This window comes from Planococcus sp. 1R117A (assembly GCF_051417975.1).
In the GTDB taxonomy this organism is placed as follows: domain Bacteria; phylum Bacillota; class Bacilli; order Bacillales_A; family Planococcaceae; genus Planococcus; species Planococcus shenhongbingii.
This window is the reverse complement of the sequence record NZ_JBPRLO010000007.1, coordinates 142957-161795: the sequence shown is the minus strand read 5'-3', so window position 1 is coordinate 161795 and position 18839 is coordinate 142957. Positions and strand designations below refer to the sequence as shown.

Sequence of the window (18839 nt, the reverse complement as noted above, 5' to 3'; positions counted from 1 at the left end):
AACGGGCAGTATGACTCCCGCTTTTCCAAGCGGAAGCTCCACTGACCGTAAAAGCCCGATTGGTTCAACTAACAATCAGTGGAAAACCTCACTGATTGAGTTTCACTTTATCCCGCTTTAACGGGCAGTATGACTCCCGCTTTTCCAAGCGGAAGCTCCACTGACCGTAAAAGCCCGATTGGTTCAACTAACAATCAGTGGAAAACCTCACTGATTGAGTTTCACTTTATACACGCGTGCTTCGTAAGGGAATAACTGATTGGGATCAATTTCTTTATAATTTGCTAATAATAAAGTTCCGTCTTCCGGTTCGTCCCACCAGCATGCATGCTGTGCCAAGTTTGTCACGACCAGCACTTTTTCGTGTTCATCTTCACGGGTATAGGCGAAAACCGATTCATGTCCGAGTTCGACAAGATCGTAGCGTCCATACACCAGCACATCCATATGCTTCCGCAGCCAAATCATCTGTTTATAAAATGACAGGACCGAATGCGGATCGTTTTTCTGTGCTTCGACATTCAGCCAGTTGTGGTTCGGATTGACTCCAAGCCACGACCGCTCAATTGAAAATCCTCCGTATGGGCTCGCGTCCCATTGCATCGGCGTCCGCGAATGGTCACGGCTGGTTGCTTTGACCAGCGTCATGATATCTTCATGCATCATGCCGGTTGCGCGTTTGTAGAAATACAAATTATGGGTTCGTACATCGTTGTAATGTTCAATTTCTTCAAAAGGAGCATTTGTCATGCCGATTTCCTGGCCTTGGTAAATGAACGGAGTACCTTGCATGAAGAAATACATGCAGGCAAATGCCGTTGCACTTTCGCGCCAATACTGCCGGTCGTTGCCCCAAGTTGATACCATGCGGGGCTTGTCGTGATTTTCAATGAACAGCGCATTCCAGCCCTTGCCTTCTACACCTTTTTGCCAGCGTGAACGGATTTCTTTCAGCTTGCGGACATCAACGCCGTGTGTTGAATCTGCGCTCCATAATCCCATGTCTTCAAACTGGAATACCATATTGAATTTGCCGTCATCTTCGTTGATCCATTCTCCGATATCATCTACATTTACGCCATTCGCTTCCCCGACGGTCATGATGTCGTGTTTCGCAAACGTTTCATCGCGCAGTTCAGCAAGCAGCGGCTGGATGCCTTTGACATTCATCATTTTCTCCCAAGCCGGGATATACGCTCTATCGATGTTATCCGGCATGTCACTGAAATCTTTTTTAATGTGGCTGATGGCATCCACTCGGAATCCATCGATTCCTTTGGCAAGCCACCAATTGACCATATCGTATAATGCTTTGCGCACCTCCGGGTTTTCCCAGTTCAAATCGGGCTGCTTTTGGGAAAATAAGTGCAAGTAATACTGCTTTGTCTGTTGGTCATAAGCCCAGGCCGGACCTCCAAAAATACTTTCCCAATTTGTCGGCTCATCCCGCCAAATATACCAGTCCCGTTTCGGATTGTCTTTTGATGAGCGGGATTCCATAAACCAGGGATGTTCGTCGCTTGTATGATTGATCACTAAATCAATGATGAGTTTCATGCCGCGCTTGTGGACTTCATCAAGCAGGCGGTCAAAATCCTCCATATTCCCGTACTCTTCCAAAATTTCCTGGTAATCGCTGATATCATAGCCATTGTCATCATTTGGCGATTTGTACATGGGACAAATCCAGATGACGTCGATTCCAAGTTCTTTCAAATAATCGAGCTTGCTGGTCACTCCTGCTAAATCTCCAATGCCATCGCCATTTGAATCTTTGAAACTGCGCGGGTATACCTGATAAGCAACCGACTCTTTCCACCATTTTCTGTTCATCTTGCTGACTCCTTTAAAAACGATCACACAATCCGAGTTGATCAACCCGGCAGGCCAAACACAAGTTTCGCGCTCCCGTTTCCTCCGTTTAGTTTTGTCTTTCTAGCCAGTGTCTAAGCAACAATTTTAAGCGGCAGCAGTGAATTTAATAGTTTTTAGTACATACCCGCTGATGAATAAGTTATTCACGTTAAACTAATATTTTGTGATAAAAAAACAACAGTTTAAGAAGGGTTTAACGAAATTTCTCTTTCCTTGTCTGTGAAGGGATCATTCTTACCTTTAAGATTTTCCGCATTTCGCCGACTGTCATAATAGCATAATTCGATAGGACTTTGTCGATTATTCCCCGCACATATTGGTGAACATTTACCTCATTAAAATAGGCAGTTTAAATCTTCCATCGTTCCACGTTCTTCGCTCCTGAAACCTTGATTTTATTTACAGTTTACAACGATTTTAGGCTATTACAAAAGATACAGCTTATATTACGGAATTCTTTGTGTTAACCTAAATTAAAAATAAGTTGACTCAAACACGAAGGCTTATTATACTGAAAATAGCTTGAAAATATGGAGGGAAACTATGACAACGACCACAACCAGAACGGCCAATCATTCCAAGACTTTGCATTTAATACATATCGCCATGTTTGCGGCACTCATGGCCATCGGGGCGAATATTTCGGCGTTCCTGATCATCGGCGGCGTACCAATTACGCTTCAGACGTTTTTCGCTATCCTTGCCGGCCTTTTGCTTGGCAGCCGGATGGGCGCTTTTTCCATGGTTGTTTATGCGTTTATCGGCCTAGCCGGAGTTCCGGTGTTCGCCGGATTCTCCGGAGGGATGGATACCTTGATCAGCCCAACATTCGGCTTTATCTTGTCGTTTGTCCTGATTGCGTTAATAAGCGGCTGGATTGCCAATAAATTCCCGAAGCGTATCGGTTTTGTCATGGCAGCGCTTGCTGGCCTTGTTGTCAACTACGTATTTGGCACCAACTGGATGTATGCAGCTTATAAGCTATGGTTCGCTGCACCCGAAGGCTTCACATACCAAATGGCTTGGGCATGGATGGCCGTACCGCTTCCAAAAGACTTGATCCTGTCAGTGCTTGCCGGCCTCTTTGGATTCCGCCTGCGCCCGATTATTCAGAAGTTTAAATAATGAAAGAAAAGACGGCTAATCCCTTTAGGATTAGTCGTCTTAGTTTGTATATAGAACTTATTCATTTAACCGATATTCCGTCAACCAGCTGCGAAGCTATAGGCCGAATCATTTCGGTCAATAGCTTTGCGACGAGCTTGCGCAGGAGCACATGTTTTGTGGCTGAGGTTTGTGAGGCCAAGTCTTTGCGACGAAGCGCGCAGTGCTGCAGGAGCACAAGGTTTTCGAAGCGAACGAGGAGGCTCAGGCCGCCCCCCGCGGAAAGCGTCTGCCCTGGAACGAAATGATTACAGCAGCTGAAATTCCCCATCAAACCAAAACGGCTAATCCATTGAGGATTAGCCGTTTTTTCATGTCCCGCAGAATGTCTGGTAGGAATCCGGTGACTCCGGAGGCAATGTGCTGTAATCCTTCTGATCTTCGGTATGGGCATATGGATCAGCAAGAACTTTAAGCAGTTGTTCCATGACACTGTAGTCGCCTTTTTGCACTGCGGCTTCCAGCGCTTCCTCCACCCGGTGATTCCGCGGAATCACTGCCGGGTTGCTGTTTCGCATCAACTCATGCGACTGTTCTTTTGACTGTTTCTGCCGTGTAAGCCTTGCCTGCCATTGTTCAGTCCAGACAGTAAACTCCGGCTTGCCGAACAGCACTGTATCTTTCAGCTGATCAAACGTCAACGCACGGAAAGTGTTGGTATAATCTGCATCGTATTCCTTCATGAGATTCAGCAGATCCGCAACAAGCACTTCATCCGCCGATTCTTCATTGAAAATTCCCAGCTTCGCGCGCATTCCGGAGAGCCAATGGGTGTAATATGTTTTGATGTAATCAGACAGCACTTGCTGTGCCAGCTTTACCGCTTCTTCCTGTTCTTCATGCAATAAAGGAATTAAAGTTTCCGCGAAACGCGCTAAGTTCCAGCCCGCAATCTGCGGCTGGTTGCCATAAGCATAGCGGCCATGATGGTCAATCGAGCTGAAGACCGTTGCCGGGTCATACGTGTCCATGAAAGCGCAAGGCCCGTAATCGATTGTTTCGCCGCTGATGGTCATATTATCGGTATTCATGACGCCGTGGATAAACCCAGCGAGCTGCCATTTTGCAACGAGCGACGCATGGCGCATCGCCACTGCTCTGAAAAATCCGAGGTAACGGCCTTCTCCAAGATCCACATCCGCATAATGGCGCTCGATTGCATAATCTGCCAAGGCTTGAATATCGCCCACTCCTGCTGCATACTGAAACGTCCCGAAACGCAGATGGCTTGCCGCAACACGGGTCAAAATGGCCCCTGGCAGACTGGTTTCGCGTCTGACTTCCTCACCTGTCGCCACCACCGCTAAGCTGCGGGTGGTCGGAATGCCGAGTGCATGCATCGCTTCACTGATGATGTATTCGCGGAGCATCGGCCCAAGTGCTGCCCGGCCATCGCCTCCTCGCGAGTAGGGCGTACGTCCGGATCCCTTCAACTGAATATCATAGCGCTCGCCTGCAGGGGTGATTTGTTCCCCCAACAATACCGCACGGCCGTCGCCCAACATGGTTAAATAACCAAATTGATGGCCGGCGTAAGCTTGCGCAAGCGGCAGCGCGCCTTCCGGAATTTCATTTCCGGCAAGTACTTCCAGGCCTTTTCCGCTTTTCAGTTCTTCTATATTCAATCCGAGCGATGCTGCCAACGGTTCATTTAAAGCCGCTAGCTTCGGAGACTTCACAGGATGCGGTTTTACGTTGGTGAAAAATGCTTTTGGGAGGCGGGCATAACTGTTTTCCAAATTCCACCCGGTCTCCGTTCTTTCTTTCCGTTGTGTCATAATATCTCCCTTCCTTCTATATAAATAAAAACTTGGCTGGTTGTTCTATTAAGAGGCTCCCGGTCGGAAACCCTTCTATTTCTTACTATACCCCCTTCAGCGGCGGATGACTCAGCACTTGGCTTTTTGAACTTCTATCTCCCATTCATACAATCCTCTTATCTAAAAAGCTGCTATAAGAATTGATCACGCATTCACGAATTCTTTGGTTCTAATAAGAACACGATATATCCTAGGTCCTCATTAAAGTTCCAATCCAAAAACGTCTCGCTGATTTGGCGTTTAAGGACTGTTTCCAGTCTGGCTTCTTCCAACACTCTATGTTCAAGTGGCCGTTTAGCCAATTTCAATTGTTCCTCGAAACCGTTCCTGATCAGCTCTTTTTCAATCTGCACTAAAATCTTTGAACGCCGCACAAGGATGGTGCGGTCACTCAACCAAAAAGCATCCGTGCTGCCCGGCACTTTTTCCGCTCTTTTGCTCGCTTCGTTTATTTTTTCCTGGAATGCTTTTTCATCTGCCTCTTTCGGCCACTCGATGGTTTCTCTGTTCAAACCTGTATCCAGTACGCCAATAATCAGGCCTGTTTCTTTTTCAAGGTCCCAGTCTGCATAAAGTTCTTTGACATCTATCGCCAAATATTTACTAAGTGAAAGGATGATTTCCGGTTTCAAATCATTCATCATCAAATCTCTTGTCTCCAATATGCGCTGTTCTTCCTTTTGTTTCATTAGCACTTTTTCCATTGGCGACAAAAAGCCGCGAAAATGGATAGTGATAAAAGGGATGGCAATCGTGACAAACACCGAAGTTGGGCCTTTGCCGAAATGCTCGCGCAGCAAGCTGGACAGATAGCTGCTGATTTCAGATTGAAGTGTTTTTTCCTTTGTCATCTAAACGCCTCCTTTTCTTGAAAGCCACATTTTACTAATTTGGTTTCATTATACAGGAACAGATTCAGGGTTAATATGCCTTACTTTGTATGAAGTTCAAGCATACAGGCTCTTATTCCTCAGTCTCCTTCGAAATCCCAGTTAAGGAATACATCCAGCAGAGGCTTTTTTAAAATAGTTTCAAGATCAACAGAATTCAGCATCCGGCATTCAAGAACACTTTGCCAGCCTCAATTCTTTGGTGGCTCTATTTTTGACCAATTCCTTTTCAATGTCCACCATAATCTCTTGGCATCGAATCCGATCCTTTCATTAACTGATCCTGGACGTTCACCAATATGCAGCAAATTTTAATGATTCAGAACGAAATTAGCTAAAAATACCTATTAAAGCTTTTATTTTAAGCTTTTTCTTTAGAAAGAAATCTGATTTTTCTAATAAAAATAGACTGTTAGACACTACTCATTCTTTCTACTATTAAGTAAGCTAAAGATAAGATGTTTGTGGAAAACCTTGCCTTTTCTTATAGAAAGGAGTGCAGGAAGTGAAATATTTGATTGATCACGCGACAAAAACCATTCACCAAAGAGTCTTTGCCGGAGACCGGTGCGGGTTCACGACAACACCGATTGAAAAACGGGAATTCAAAGATTGTCTCGCTTACATTGAATCGCTTCAAACACAAAAAGGTTACACCATCTGTCCACACTGCACTTCTGTGCAGCAGTTGGCCACTCATGAGGAAATTTTCATCAATCCCGCGCATTAGAACAGAAAAGTCCGTTTCGTTAATTTTAGTAAAACGCCTATTCTTTTCTATGCCCATCGGATAAAGAGTAAAACCTTTCGTAACACACAAAAAGGAGCCTGCTTAGTTTCAAGCAGACTCCTTTTCTTATGCCATTATTTACTTTCGGCTTCCGCCTCTTTTTTCTTTTTAACTCCAAGCAACGCACCAACGACCACAATTCCGATTAATACCGTCCAAAATACGATGGTCCACGGTGTTGAATGCGGGAAATCGTGCGGCAAGATGCCTAATTTTTCGTGAGATAAAGTCATCACCAATAATTTGACCCCTACCCATCCGACGATAAGAAATGCTGCTGTTTCCAGCTGTGGATAGGTTTCCAAGAGCTTAACGAATTTATGGGCAGCAAATCGCATGATGATGACACCGATCAATCCACCGGCAAGCATGACGAAGAATTGTCCGGAGTTGATGCCTCCGATAGTGTCCATTCCGAATACATTCAAATGCGGCAGCGTGACAGCAAGTGCGACCGCCGCAAGCATCGAATCAATCGCAAACGCGATATCCGCCATTTCAATTTTAAACACTGTCATCCAGAAACCTGAACCTTTTTTCGGTGCTTTTTCAACGTCAAGGATGTGATCGCTATCGCCTTTTCGCTGATCGTAAATGTGCTTAGCTGAGATAAACAATAGATACGCAGCTCCTAGTGCCTGGATCTGCCAAATGTTCACCAGCAACGTAATCATGAACAATGCCGCAAAACGGAACACAAATGCTCCAGCTAACCCGTAAAATAATGCTTTTTTCTGCTGTTCTTTCGGCAAGTGCTTGACCATGACGGCCATAACAACCGCGTTATCCGCAGCCAAGAGCCCTTCCAAACCGATTAAAACCAACAGGACCCATGCGTACTCCAATAAAATTGCTTCCATCTTTCATCCTCCTTCTAATTTTTGCCAGCAAAAAAGACCTTCGCCTAATAAAAGGCAAAGGTCTCGCTAAGCAAACTTGTTTGCTATCACAACCGATGGCTACGAACCATGTATTGACGACTGTGAAATAGGTTTCCCTACAGCTACTCCCCCTTGACATAAAGTCAAAGTCTATTGAGTTGTAATGCTAGTATAACATCTATCCTGCTTGAACAAAAATGATAGGTACCGAATGCCACAACTTTTTTATTAACAAATGGCATCAAGCAATCGATTAGTTAGCCAAATTGATATTCAAAATGTATACCAGCTGCTGATTCAACTCTTCTGCTTTTTGCCGGAAATCCGTTCTGCTCCACTCAATGGCCATGCCGAGAATGGCATTTGCCTGATAAGCGCTCAGCATAGCGGAATCTATTTCCGGCTTTAAAGCCAGGTCCATGTCTTTTCTCAGCAAATCACGGACTTGATCGAATAAGAGGTAGTAATAAGACATCGGCACCGTTTTGGAAAATACAATCCGGTAAAACCGTTTGTACTTTTCAATATGATGAAAAATGCGGATAGTCGACGGATTCAGTTCTCGGGGATTTAAAATTTTTGTGTGACGGTAAGGTTCTTGATAGGAATCCGTTAAGTCTTTCATGATTTCCTTATAATAATCTTCAAACAAATCTTCTATCTGGCCATAATGCAGATAAAATGTGCCCCGGTTGATTTTTGCCAATCGGCAGATTTCCGTGATGGAAATTGATTTCAAGGCCTTCTCCTGCAACAAAATCAATAAAGCTTCTTCTAAGGCTTGTTTGGTTTTGATCACCCGCAAATCGCTTCGCATTTTCATTCTCCTTTTACTGAACAGATTTTCACGTTTTGTGGTTTATTGAACAGTATGGTTTTATTTGATTATTGAAAACGTTTTCTTCCTTCACTATACTTTTTAATAGACAGATGTTCAATAAAATAACAGGAGGTTATGAGGATGAGATTAGAAGGTAAAGTGGCGATTGTTACCGGTGCCGCTTCAGGTATGGGCAAAGCGATTGCTGGAGGCTATGCTAAAGAAGGTGCGAAAGTCGTGGTGTCCGATTTGAATTTGGAAGGCGCTTCTGCAGTTGTCGAGTCCCTTAAAGAATCAGGAGCTGAAGCCATTGCTGTTCAGACGAATGTCACTTCTGAAGACGACTTAAGCCGCCTTTTTGAAGAAACGAAGCAAGCTTTTGGCAAACTTGATATTCTGGTGAATAATGCGGGAATCATGGATGGCATGGAACCGGTCGGGGAAATTTCAAATGAACGATGGGAACGTGTTTTTGCGGTCAACACGACGGCAGTCATGCACGCCATGCGCCTTGCGATTCCAATTTTCCTTGAACAAGGGCACGGTGTCATCGTCAATAACATTTCAGCTGGCGGCTTGTACGGCGCCCGTGCAGGGGCTGCCTATACCGCATCTAAACACGCCGTTGTTGGATTGACTAAAAACACGGCATTTATGTACGCGGACAAAAATATCCGCACGAACGGTATTGCGCCAGGCGCTGTCATGACAAACATCGGCAGCACAATGAGCAATATCAGCGAAGCGGGCATGAGCCGCCAGCAGCTTGGGATGGCCTTGAATCCGCGTGTGGGGCAGCCGGAAGAAATTGCACAATTAGCGGTATTCCTCGGATCAGACGAAGCCAGCTTTGTGAATGGCCAAGTGATTACAATTGACGGCGGCTGGACCGCTTATTGATAAATATCCTTCAAAAAACCTGTCGGGACGATATTTCTGCCGTTCCGGCAGGTTTTGGTTTTTCCTGGCTATTGCATTATGCTACGATAGATAAGCATTCCAGTACAGCACCACCTTTTGGAGGTAATTCTTATGAAAAACTTGCGTCACGAAGAACAAATCACGCTTCTTGAAGCCATGTTGGATGGCAGCAAAGTAGCAACGATTGTTACAGATCCGTCCCAAGAAGACAATCCCATCATTTATACAAACCGCACGTTTGAAAAAATGACCGGCTACCAGCAGTCGGAAGCCTTGGGCCGGAATTGCCGCTTTTTGCAGCGTGAAGAAGCCCCTTCCAAAATCCGAAAAAAACTTAGAGATGCCATTGAAGCAAGAGAAAGCGTGACGGTTACTTTACAGAATTACCGCAAAGATGGAACCCTCTTTTGGAACCGGCTGAATATTGAACCGGTACATGTAAATGACGCTCTCTATTTTATCGGCACACAAACCAATGTTTCAATTGAGCATTCCCAGCGCCAGGCCCTCACTGAAAAAGAGTTGGAAATCGAAGAAATCATGCTGCCTATTCTAGCTTTGCAAGACCATGTAGCGGCTGTCGCATTAATCGGAAATATGAGCCGGCAGCGATTTGAATTATTAATTTCAAAACTAAGCATGTATGTCCAAAAACAGCGTGTTGAAAAAGTCATCATAGACGTCACCGGACTTTATTGGGAAGAAGGGTTTCCGATAGAAGGCTTAGTAAGCATCCGGGATGTATTGAAACTGATGGGCACGACATTATACATTACGGGAGTTTCTCCAAAAGCTGCACATGAGCTGGGGACTTCGCAAGGGACAAGCCCGCACCTTCTTACTTTTTCATCCATTCAGAAGGCTATTGAGTTTTCCCGATCACCAGCCACTAGCTGAAATTATAGCTTCCTGAAACAAGCCGCTGTTTGGATACTTTGTTTAAGTATCCAAACAGCGGCTTGTTTTGTTTTTACTGATTCTGTTCCCCGAATACTCTTTCCGTCAGCCGTTTGCAGTTGTTGTGATCAAAAAAATCGATGAACTGCGGCGCCATGCTATACCATTTGTTGAAGTTGACGCCTTCAACAGCGATTTCTTTCAGAAACTCATAAACTTCCTCAACCGTTTTGGCTTTATAGCCATACAAGTCCTTATTCAGATCCATATAGATGCCGCGTTTCTTTTCCCAATCTTCCTGATCGAATAAATAAAAGATGATCGGCTTGTTCAAATAAAGGAAATCCCAAGAGACACTGGTGATGTCGGTCAGCAACATATCATTTTCTTCAATGGCCTGTGAAATGGAAAGCTGGTCAAAGCCGATAAAATGGACACGCTCGCTAGTGACCTCATTGAAATGGCTTTCAAAGCGCTGCATAAATGGATGCAGCGCTACGGTAACTTGCATATCCTGATTTTCCAGAAGCTCCTGAATTCCAGCGTGCTTCAGCAACTCGCTGGTATGCACAAAGTAATCACTTTTTTCAAATTCTTCGCTATCCGATTCCATCAGCCATTCCCGCCATGTCATCATCGCCAGCACTTTCTTCACATATGGTGCCGGCTGATTGGCGGTGTAGCGGTCAAACCGTGGAAAGCCGGTCACAATCAGTTTTTCTTGAGGGATTTTCCACTCATCCCGTTTGATCCGCATTTCAAACTGGGACGCGCAATTAAAAAAGTCCGTTCGCTTCAAAAGTGGCACATCTTCTTTTTGAATTAAAATCTTTTTAAAGCCTTCAATGCCATGGCTGACATGCGTCATGACCGTCTTGGTATTTAGGAATAGAAATTTATGTGCGGAAGGCGCAATATCATATCGGATCGAATGGCCATGAAAAGAGTAATCTGCTTGAAAGAACAGGAAATAATTCCGGAAGCTGCCGAGGGCCACTGCATTACGCATTCCTTGTTCTTCCGCATAATTCGTTTTTGGATCGTAAAGCCAGTATACCTCCATGGTATCGGCATATTGCCTGATCAAATATTGATGCAGGACCGAAGCATTGTCTTCATACTTTTCTCCAAGATTGCCGCCAACCAGCACTATTGGTTTCCCGCTTTTGTTTTTCAGCAATTTTGCAGCGGCAAATGCTAAAGCGATTTTAAACGGCGCCAAGATCCTTTTCCCTCTCTCTTCCGCCTTCAGCTTCATAACTTCACTCTTTTCTTTAGATGAGATAGTGGCTCTATTTTTTCACACTTTCCCTGCTCTGTCTATGCAGGGAAAGTAGATTTTATTTAATTTTCCAACAATTTAAAAAGTTATAATGGTAACATGAAGACAGCTAAACCAGAAAACTTCAAAGAGACCAGGAGGAAGATCAAACATGAGCCAAACCGCTGCATCGCCTTATGGAAGTTGGAAATCCCCTATCACAGCAGATTTGATGACACGCGACACTGTCGGAATTGTAAACGCAGCTTTAGAAGGACAAGACCTTTACTGGACTGAAGAGCGGCCAGCAGAAGCAGGGCGCAACACGGTGATGAAAAAAACGGCAGATGGAACGGCCATAGAACTGACGCCTTCCCCGTTTAATGTCCGCACACGCGTCCATGAATACGGCGGTGCCCCTTTTGTGGTCCATAATACAGACCTCTACTTTTCCAATTTTGACGACAACTTGCTTTATCTCCGGCGAGGAGAACACAATTTCCAACCGATCACCTCGGATCCCCATCGCCGTTATGCCGATGGTGCGGTCGATGCTTCCCGCGGCCGTTTATACTGGATCCGTGAAGACCATACCAACTCCTCCATTTACGCAGAAACAGCCATTGTGGTGATGGACCTTGATGGCAGCAATGAACGCATTGTTCTGTCCGGCAATGATTTCTATTCAAATCCCCGCATCAGCCCAGATTTTAAGCAGCTGGCTTATTTGACGTGGAACCACCCGAACATGCCTTGGGATGACACACAATTATGGCTGGCCGATTTGAATGAAGATGGCTCTGTTTCCAATGCCCGTATGGTGGCAGGCGGTTCGAACGAATCGATTATTCAGCCGGTCTGGTCACCGGGCGGCGTGCTCTATTTTCTTTCTGACCGCTCAAACTGGTGGAACATTATGCGCTTGAACGGCAGTGAAGCGGAACCGGTTTGTCCGATGGAAGCGGAATTCGGCGGTCCGAGCTGGGTATTCGGCGAAGCGGATTATGGTTTCCTCAATGAATCGACCATTCTTGCGGCGTATGCGCAAAGCGGCATCATGCACTTGGCCACAATAGATGCCAAAAGCGGTGATGTCACGCCCGTTGAAAACCGGTTCACCTATTTTTCTTCCATCCATTCAAATGGCGGCGAAGCCGCTTTTATCACTGCTTCGCCGACAGACTTTCCGCGTGTCGTGCGATTGGATGCGAATGGCCAGCTGGAAGAAGTCAAGGCAGCTTCCGATTTGCCATTAAATGAAAATTACCTGTCCATCCCGGAAGCCATTGAATATCCAACAGCAGGCGGAAAAACCGCCCATGCCATTTACTACCGGCCTAAAAATCCGGATCACGCAGCACCGGCGGGCGAAAAGCCCCCTTTGCTGGTGTCGGTCCACGGCGGCCCTACCAGTGCCGCTATTTCTGCACTTAATCTGGAATTTCAATTTTGGACAAGCCGCGGCTTTGCGGTCGTCGATGTCAATTACGGCGGCTCCACCGGTTATGGCCGTGAATACCGCGAGCGCTTGAAAGACAACTGGGGTGTGGTCGATGTGGAAGATTGCGCGAATGCCGTCAACTACCTGATTGAAAAAGGAGAAGTTGATGGAGAGCGGGCAGCTATTGTCGGTGGCAGCGCCGGCGGCTACACAACTTTGGCATCGCTCGTCTTCACGGATGTCTATAAAGCGGGCGCGAGCTATTTCGGCCTCAGCGAACTGGAGATTTTCGCGAAAGAAACCCATAAATTCGAATCCAAATACTTGGAAGGCTTGCTCGGGGCCTATCCGGAAGCGAAGCAGACGTATTACGACCGTTCTCCCATCAACTTTACGAACCAATTATCATGCCCCGTCATTTTCTTGCAGGGTCTCGAAGATAAAGTGGTCCCTCCAAACCAGGCAGAGCTGATGGTAGATGCCTTGAAAGAAAAAGGCCTGCCTGTCGCTTATCTGACTTTCGAAGGCGAAGGGCATGGGTTCCGGATGGCAGAAAACATCCAACGTTCCATTGAAGCCGAACTGTATTTCTACAGCAAAGTCTTCGGCTTTGAGCCGGCTGATGACATTGAGCCGGTTCCTATTGAGAACTTGTCTGATTGAACGGACTAAAAACGGAGCAACCCCATTAAATGGGTTGCTCCGTTTTCTTCTATATAAATAAAAAACCACCTTGCCCAAAGGCAAGGTGGTCTCGAAAATTTGCGGCGTCCAAGCCACGTTCCACAACGTGTTCCAATAAAGGATTGCTGGTCCGTCTTACGCAAACGAGCTCATCGCGTTTCTAACAGTAAAGCATATTGGCCCGGCTGTCAATCTATTTCGTCACGGTATCACCTTTGGCAGCAAGAGCGATTTTAAAATAGAGCGGACGATAATAGGAAAACTGCCAAACCTTGCGTCAGCGTTGAAGAGAATCCTGTGCTTCCTCCGGACGAAACTGCAGATGATCTCTTCATAAAGAGTGAATAAAAGAAGCAGCCAGAAAATCAGCTGCTCCTTTTTCTACTATCTTTATTTCGTGTAAAGCGCGTTTGAAATCAAGCGGAACAAGTAATCTGTGTGGTCACGGAATCCTGGCTCAAGCCCGATCAAGGTGACGTCTTTATCGCTTTCACGAACAATGACCGGCTGGCCTGATGCCAACTGATTATTCTTCCAGTGGCCTGCCATAAAGAAGTCGCTATCGTCGAATGCCGCCAGGACTTCTTCAGTTTCAACACCTGTGTACCAAGCCGGACGGTAAACAAAACCGATGTCGTCTTGGCCGTAACCTGCTGTGATGCCCTTGCCGTCGTAGTCAACAGAAACGATGCCATTGCTGTTGCTGCCGCCTGAATTGACGGAAGCAGTCGTCAAGCCGAGCGTTTTTGTAGCGCGTGATGCTCCTGCTCCGGCTGCAATGTATTTGCCGCCGTCAGCGACGAACGCATTGACGTTCGCTTTGAACTTATCAAATTGTGCTGCGTTCTGGAAACCGAATTCTTTGTTCGCTGCACTTAAGTTTGTTGAAATCAAGCTTTCCGTACCGTTGTAGATGAATGCATCAAAACCGTTAAGCCCGGCTTCTGCCACTTCAACTGGAGACAGTTCGGTTACATCAAACCCTAAGCGTTCAAGCGCCAAATTCATGCCGGAATGCGACTGCACTTTGCCCATGCCGCCGTCTTCAAGAAGTGCCACTTTCAACGCAGAAATCGCTTCAGCTCCTGCTGGCACAGTTCCGCTCTTCACTTGGATGCCGGATGCTTTCACAGCAGCAGAAATGGCGTTAGCTGGTGCTTGCACATAGAAATCGCCTTGTTCGCTGCGTTTAACAGAAACGCCTTGCTGAAGAAGTGTGTTGACCAGTTCAACTGCTTTCACCGAAGAATTTGGAATCACAAACGGCCCTTTTCCTGTAACCGTGCCTTGGCCTTTCACTTCATTGACTTTGGCTGCTGTTACCGTAACTTTTGTCTGGACCGGATCTGCTTGGAAGCCCCATAGTTCCGGCAAGCTCCAAGCAGAGATGTCGTACATCGCCGGTGTATCGTCCGTAATGTCTTCCCCGTCCCATAACATCGTATTGGCAAGTCCCGCTTTTGCTTGTGCCATGTCTACGATATAAGAGCCTTTAGCGTAAGATTTTCCTTCTATCGTAAAGGCCTTGGATGCCTTCACCACTTCAATATCGTTCTGTATCAAATGATTGACCGCTTTTTCCGTTACAGTCGAATCTTTTTCATCGACCGGCAATACGTAAGCTTCAGGGAAGAAGCCGTCAGCATGGAACGGGTGGTCAAAATTGATGCCGCGTTTGAACATTTCGATCTGGTCGGTGATCATGGCGTCTTTATTGTCAGTCGCGTGTTGAAGTGCTCCCATGACTGCATCGTACATCCACTTCACGCCGTCTTCATCATTGGTTGGCGCTTCAAGCGTATGGCCATATGCACCGTGGTACATTGCATACATCGGAGTGAAGATTGGCGGATAATCATCCCAGCCCGCTTCATCGTCACGCTGCGGCACGTATGTGCCGACCATGTTTTTATACAGCGTGCCTTCGTATTCGGCTTTGTTTTTCATGATTTCGCTTTCCATCGCTTCCGCTTGTCCCATTGCCCATTTATTGTACAGGTCATATTCGTAGTTCGGATTATGCGGCGGCGTACAAGGTTCGATCAAGCCCTGCTTATTCGGTGCATAATTCTTTACGTAACCGTGTGTATCGAGAAATACCATTGGATTCCATTCAGTGATCAAATCTACCGTATGCACGGTTTCAGGCTGTGACTGTGTAATGAAGTCACGGTTCAAATCAATGCCTTCCCCGTTGAAGCGGGTCGCGTCGACACGGCCATCCGGGTTGGCAACGACGTTAAAAATTAAAATGTTGCTCTCCAGGATTTTTTTGGTCTGGGCATCGTTTTGCGTAGCAAAGCGCTCAATCAGCTGAAGCACCGCATCACTGCCGACAAATTCCGTGCCGTGGATGGAGCCATTGATCATAATCGGCACTTTAAAGTCCGGGTTTTTGGCAATCCATTCCTGTGCTTTTCCGGGATTTTTGAACATTTGTTTCCGGAGCGCCTGGTTTTGGCCAAATTTGCCGCCCGCTTTCGGATCCGCAACAGTCACCACATACAACGGATGCCCATCAGCGGACGTGCCTTGGACCTCCACTTTGATGCGGTTCGATGTTTTATCGATGCGCTCAAGCTCTGCACCGATTTTCGAGAATTTCAGAAAATCATAGCTCTCCGAGTTGAACTTGCTGCCGTCCTGCTCCTCCAGCGCATTAACGTACGTAGTTTTCGGAGATTCCGCAAGGACCGAAGACCATGGAGCTGTTGCAAGCATACTGATTGCCAATAAACCGCTGACTGTTTTTTTCATTCATGTTCCCCCAATTAGTTGTTTAGTTGTATAAATATTTACTACTTCTAATAATAATTGAAGATATCTGTAAGCTCCATGGTTATAATTAACTAAAAATTTAGTTAATTATAAGAGTGAAAGCATCTAAATGCCTCTATATTTTTATCAGTTATTTTTGTTTTTAACTATATTTATTGCATAAATAAAAAAAGCCTAGAGAATCCTCTCTAAGCTTCCCGACTATTTTCCTAAAAATTCTGAAATGGACTTTATAAATTTTTCCGGTTCTTCTACGTTCGGTGCATGTCCTGACTGCTCAAATTCGACAAATGTGGAATTCTGAATGAGTGATGCCAGTTCTTGCCCCCTCACTGGAGGATTCAATCCATCGTAAGAACCGCTGATAATCAGCGTTTTGGCTGTGACAGTCGGCAGTGCTGAACGAAAATCAAATCCTTCTAATGCCTTATTCGCAGCGGCCATTTCCGTAAGGGATAATTCAGGCTCGATTTGCGCCATTTCTTCCTGCCATTTCTGGATGGCGGGCAAGTTATGGAAGACGTATTTCGACAAGTATTCCATTTGTTTTTGTTCTTCTATTCCTTCTAGCTCATCGGCATAGCGGGTCAATAATTCCTGGGTGGAAGAGGTTTTTCCATGGGCTTTCGATACCACCAATATGAGCTTTTCCACTCGGTCCGGATGCGCCAACACAACGCCTTGCGCGATATAACTTCCCATGGACACGCCAATGATATGCACTTTTTTAATACCCACATGATCAAGTAACGCAATGACATCTTCAATATGGTCGTTCAGCGTAAATTTCACCGGTTTGTCTGATTTTCCATGTCCACGGCAGTCAATGGCGATGACCCGGTATTCATTTTTCAAAAAATCCATTTCCTGTCTGAACATGGCGTGACTTGAACCCAGGCCATGCAGCAGAATCACTGGCATCCCTTCCCCTGCTTCTTCATAATACAAGCGAACTCCGTTTGATGTGAATTCCGGCATTTCTCTTCCTCCTTCAGTGAATTAAAGATTTCGCAGGTTTTTCATGCTGTGTCTTTTTATTCTATACCCGCTTTGCCGGCGTCTAGTTTACTTTTTCAAAATCACAGAAACTTTCCTAAAACCTTTTTCGTCTTAGCTTAAAATATATTCTCCTAAAACGGAGGTCTTTCATGAAAAACTTTATACGCTTCGGTTATCTTCAGGCTCTGTCCTGTATTTTTCCAGCTGTTATTTTTGCTGCACTAGCGTTTTCAAAGTTTGTGGAAATCCCGTTTTTGCCTCGCTACGATTTTATTCTGCTCGTCTGTATTGCCGCACAATTCGTCATGCTGACTTCAAAGCTGGAAACCATGGATGAATTGAAAGTGATTTGCGTTTTCCATGTAATCGGCCTGGCATTGGAATTGTTCAAAGTGCATATGGGATCGTGGGCTTATCCGGAGGCCGCACACTCCAAATTTTTTGGAGTCCCGCTTTACAGCGGTTTTATGTATGCCAGCGTGGCCAGTTATATCTGCCAGGCATGGAGACGGATGGATTTAAAAGTTTATGGATGGCCAAAGCCGTTTTACACCTTTGCAATTTCATTCCTCATTTACGCCAACTTTTTCACGCATCATTTCACTTACGACATCCGCTGGATTTTAAAAGCTCTGCTGTTCGTGATTTTCTTTCGGACGTTTGTGACATTCCGGGTGAACAGAACCCCTTACAAAATGCCATTAATCTTATCTTTTCTGCTAATCGGCTTCTTTATCTGGATAGCGGAAAACATCACAACTTTTCTGGGCGCTTGGCAGTACCCAAACCAGCAAGCCGCCTGGTCGCTTGTTCATATCGGAAAAATCAGTTCGTGGTTTTTATTAGTCATCATCTCGGTCATCATTGTGGCACAATTAAAGCGGATGAAAAGTTCAATGAGATATCCAGAAAAAGAACAGCCTTCTTTCCCTGTACCCATAAGGAACACTTATAAATAATCATTTTTAAATTCGAATTAACTTATCTTTGCTTTTAAGTTACGATGAAGAAAACAAGGAGGTGCGCTTATGGATCAAGCAATTGAATTCAGGCAAGCCACACGACAGGATTTGGACCGCATTGTGGAGATGCTTGCGGATGATGTATTAGGGAGCCAGCGTGAACGCTATGAACAGCCGCTCCCTAAATTTTATGTTCAGGCATTCAATGCCATTGCGGCTGACCCCAACAACGAACTGGTCGTCGCTTGCCTTGATGGTGAAGTGGTCGGTGTGCAGCAAATTACATTCACTCCTTACATTGTGCGGCAAGGAGGCTGGCGGGCTACTATCGAAGGCGTCCGGACAGCATCGTCCGTTCGAGGACGAGGGCTTGGCAGCCAGATGATTTTGTATGCAGTCGAACGGGCAAAAGAGCGCGAATGCCATTTGGTACAATTGACTTCGGACAAGCAGCGTGAAGACGCCTTGCGGTTTTATGGACAGCTCGGCTTTGAAGCGACGCATGAAGGGTTTAAACTCAAGCTGACTTGAAGAATGGACTCCTGAATACAAATGAGCCTATTATCCGCGATGGATAATAGGCTTGTTTTTTGATCAAAACATGTTAACTTTGCAAAAGCTTTTTCTTATCACCGCATGACTTTACTGAACCAAAA

Annotated in this window: 15 protein-coding genes; 7 read left to right on the top strand and 8 right to left on the bottom strand. The window is 45.6% G+C overall.

Annotated elements, in window-relative coordinates; translation table 11 throughout:
* Positions 1-207: 207 nt before the first annotated feature.
* Entirely contained in the window at positions 208-1833 is a 1626-nt protein-coding gene (locus tag ACSFXN_RS18070; protein ID WP_437151588.1) for a glycoside hydrolase family 13 protein, read from the bottom strand.
* Between the two features lie 585 nt (positions 1834-2418).
* Here ACSFXN_RS18070 and ACSFXN_RS18065 point away from each other — a divergent pair.
* Positions 2419-3000 (top strand): biotin transporter BioY, encoded by a 582-nt coding sequence (locus tag ACSFXN_RS18065; protein WP_437151586.1) that lies wholly within the window; start codon positions 2419-2421, stop codon positions 2998-3000.
* Positions 3001-3350: 350 nt separating this feature from the next.
* On the opposite strand, the gene ACSFXN_RS18060 is transcribed toward ACSFXN_RS18065, so the two are convergent.
* Complete coding sequence (locus ACSFXN_RS18060) at positions 3351-4817, bottom strand: protein adenylyltransferase SelO (protein ID WP_437151584.1); 1467 nt, start codon at positions 4815-4817, stop codon at positions 3351-3353.
* A gap of 194 nt (positions 4818-5011) precedes the next feature.
* Positions 5012-5710 (bottom strand): DUF2294 domain-containing protein, encoded by a 699-nt coding sequence (locus tag ACSFXN_RS18055; protein WP_437151583.1) that lies wholly within the window; start codon positions 5708-5710, stop codon positions 5012-5014.
* Between the two features lie 544 nt (positions 5711-6254).
* Here ACSFXN_RS18055 and ACSFXN_RS18050 point away from each other — a divergent pair.
* Entirely contained in the window at positions 6255-6479 is a 225-nt protein-coding gene (locus ACSFXN_RS18050; protein ID WP_300991455.1) for a hypothetical protein, read from the top strand.
* 134 nt (positions 6480-6613) lie between these two features.
* Here the strand turns inward: ACSFXN_RS18050 and ACSFXN_RS18045 are convergent, their stop codons facing one another.
* Both ACSFXN_RS18045 and ACSFXN_RS18040 read right to left on the bottom strand, forming a co-directional pair.
* On the bottom strand, positions 6614-7399 hold the full coding sequence (locus ACSFXN_RS18045; protein WP_437151581.1) for a TerC family protein: 786 nt from the start codon (positions 7397-7399) through the stop codon (positions 6614-6616).
* Positions 7400-7673: 274 nt separating this feature from the next.
* On the bottom strand, positions 7674-8237 hold the full coding sequence (locus tag ACSFXN_RS18040) for a TetR-like C-terminal domain-containing protein (protein ID WP_437151580.1): 564 nt from the start codon (positions 8235-8237) through the stop codon (positions 7674-7676).
* Between the two features lie 144 nt (positions 8238-8381).
* On the opposite strand from ACSFXN_RS18040, the gene ACSFXN_RS18035 reads away from it, so the two are divergent.
* Together ACSFXN_RS18035 and ACSFXN_RS18030 are read left to right on the top strand one after the other, a co-directional pair.
* The gene (locus tag ACSFXN_RS18035; protein WP_437151578.1) at positions 8382-9140 is read left to right on the top strand and encodes an SDR family oxidoreductase; all 759 of its coding nucleotides are present in this window, start codon (positions 8382-8384) and stop codon (positions 9138-9140) included.
* Positions 9141-9272: 132 nt separating this feature from the next.
* The gene (locus tag ACSFXN_RS18030) at positions 9273-10058 is read left to right on the top strand and encodes a PAS domain S-box protein (protein ID WP_437151577.1); all 786 of its coding nucleotides are present in this window, start codon (positions 9273-9275) and stop codon (positions 10056-10058) included.
* 73 nt (positions 10059-10131) lie between these two features.
* Here ACSFXN_RS18030 and ACSFXN_RS18025 read toward each other — a convergent pair whose 3' ends face one another.
* Positions 10132-11316, bottom strand: a complete 1185-nt coding sequence (locus tag ACSFXN_RS18025) for a CDP-glycerol glycerophosphotransferase family protein (protein WP_437151576.1) — start codon at positions 11314-11316, stop codon at positions 10132-10134.
* 175 nt (positions 11317-11491) lie between these two features.
* Between ACSFXN_RS18025 and ACSFXN_RS18020 the strand changes: the two genes are divergently transcribed.
* A complete protein-coding gene (locus ACSFXN_RS18020) occupies positions 11492-13423 on the top strand; it encodes a S9 family peptidase (RefSeq protein ID WP_437151574.1) in 1932 nt (643 codons plus the stop codon).
* A gap of 411 nt (positions 13424-13834) precedes the next feature.
* Here the strand turns inward: ACSFXN_RS18020 and ACSFXN_RS18015 are convergent, their stop codons facing one another.
* Both ACSFXN_RS18015 and ACSFXN_RS18010 read right to left on the bottom strand, forming a co-directional pair.
* On the bottom strand, positions 13835-16201 hold the full coding sequence (locus tag ACSFXN_RS18015; protein WP_437151572.1) for a M14 family zinc carboxypeptidase: 2367 nt from the start codon (positions 16199-16201) through the stop codon (positions 13835-13837).
* Positions 16202-16423: 222 nt separating this feature from the next.
* A complete protein-coding gene (locus ACSFXN_RS18010) occupies positions 16424-17200 on the bottom strand; it encodes an alpha/beta fold hydrolase (protein WP_437151570.1) in 777 nt (258 codons plus the stop codon).
* Between the two features lie 170 nt (positions 17201-17370).
* Here ACSFXN_RS18010 and ACSFXN_RS18005 point away from each other — a divergent pair, with 170 nt between their 5' ends.
* Both ACSFXN_RS18005 and ACSFXN_RS18000 read left to right on the top strand, forming a co-directional pair.
* Positions 17371-18180: a DUF817 domain-containing protein gene (locus ACSFXN_RS18005; protein WP_437151568.1), complete on the top strand. Its 810-nt coding sequence runs from the start codon at positions 17371-17373 to the stop codon at positions 18178-18180.
* Between the two features lie 69 nt (positions 18181-18249).
* Positions 18250-18714: an N-acetyltransferase family protein gene (locus ACSFXN_RS18000; RefSeq protein WP_437151566.1), complete on the top strand. Its 465-nt coding sequence runs from the start codon at positions 18250-18252 to the stop codon at positions 18712-18714.
* The last annotated feature ends 125 nt before the right edge of the window (positions 18715-18839 follow it).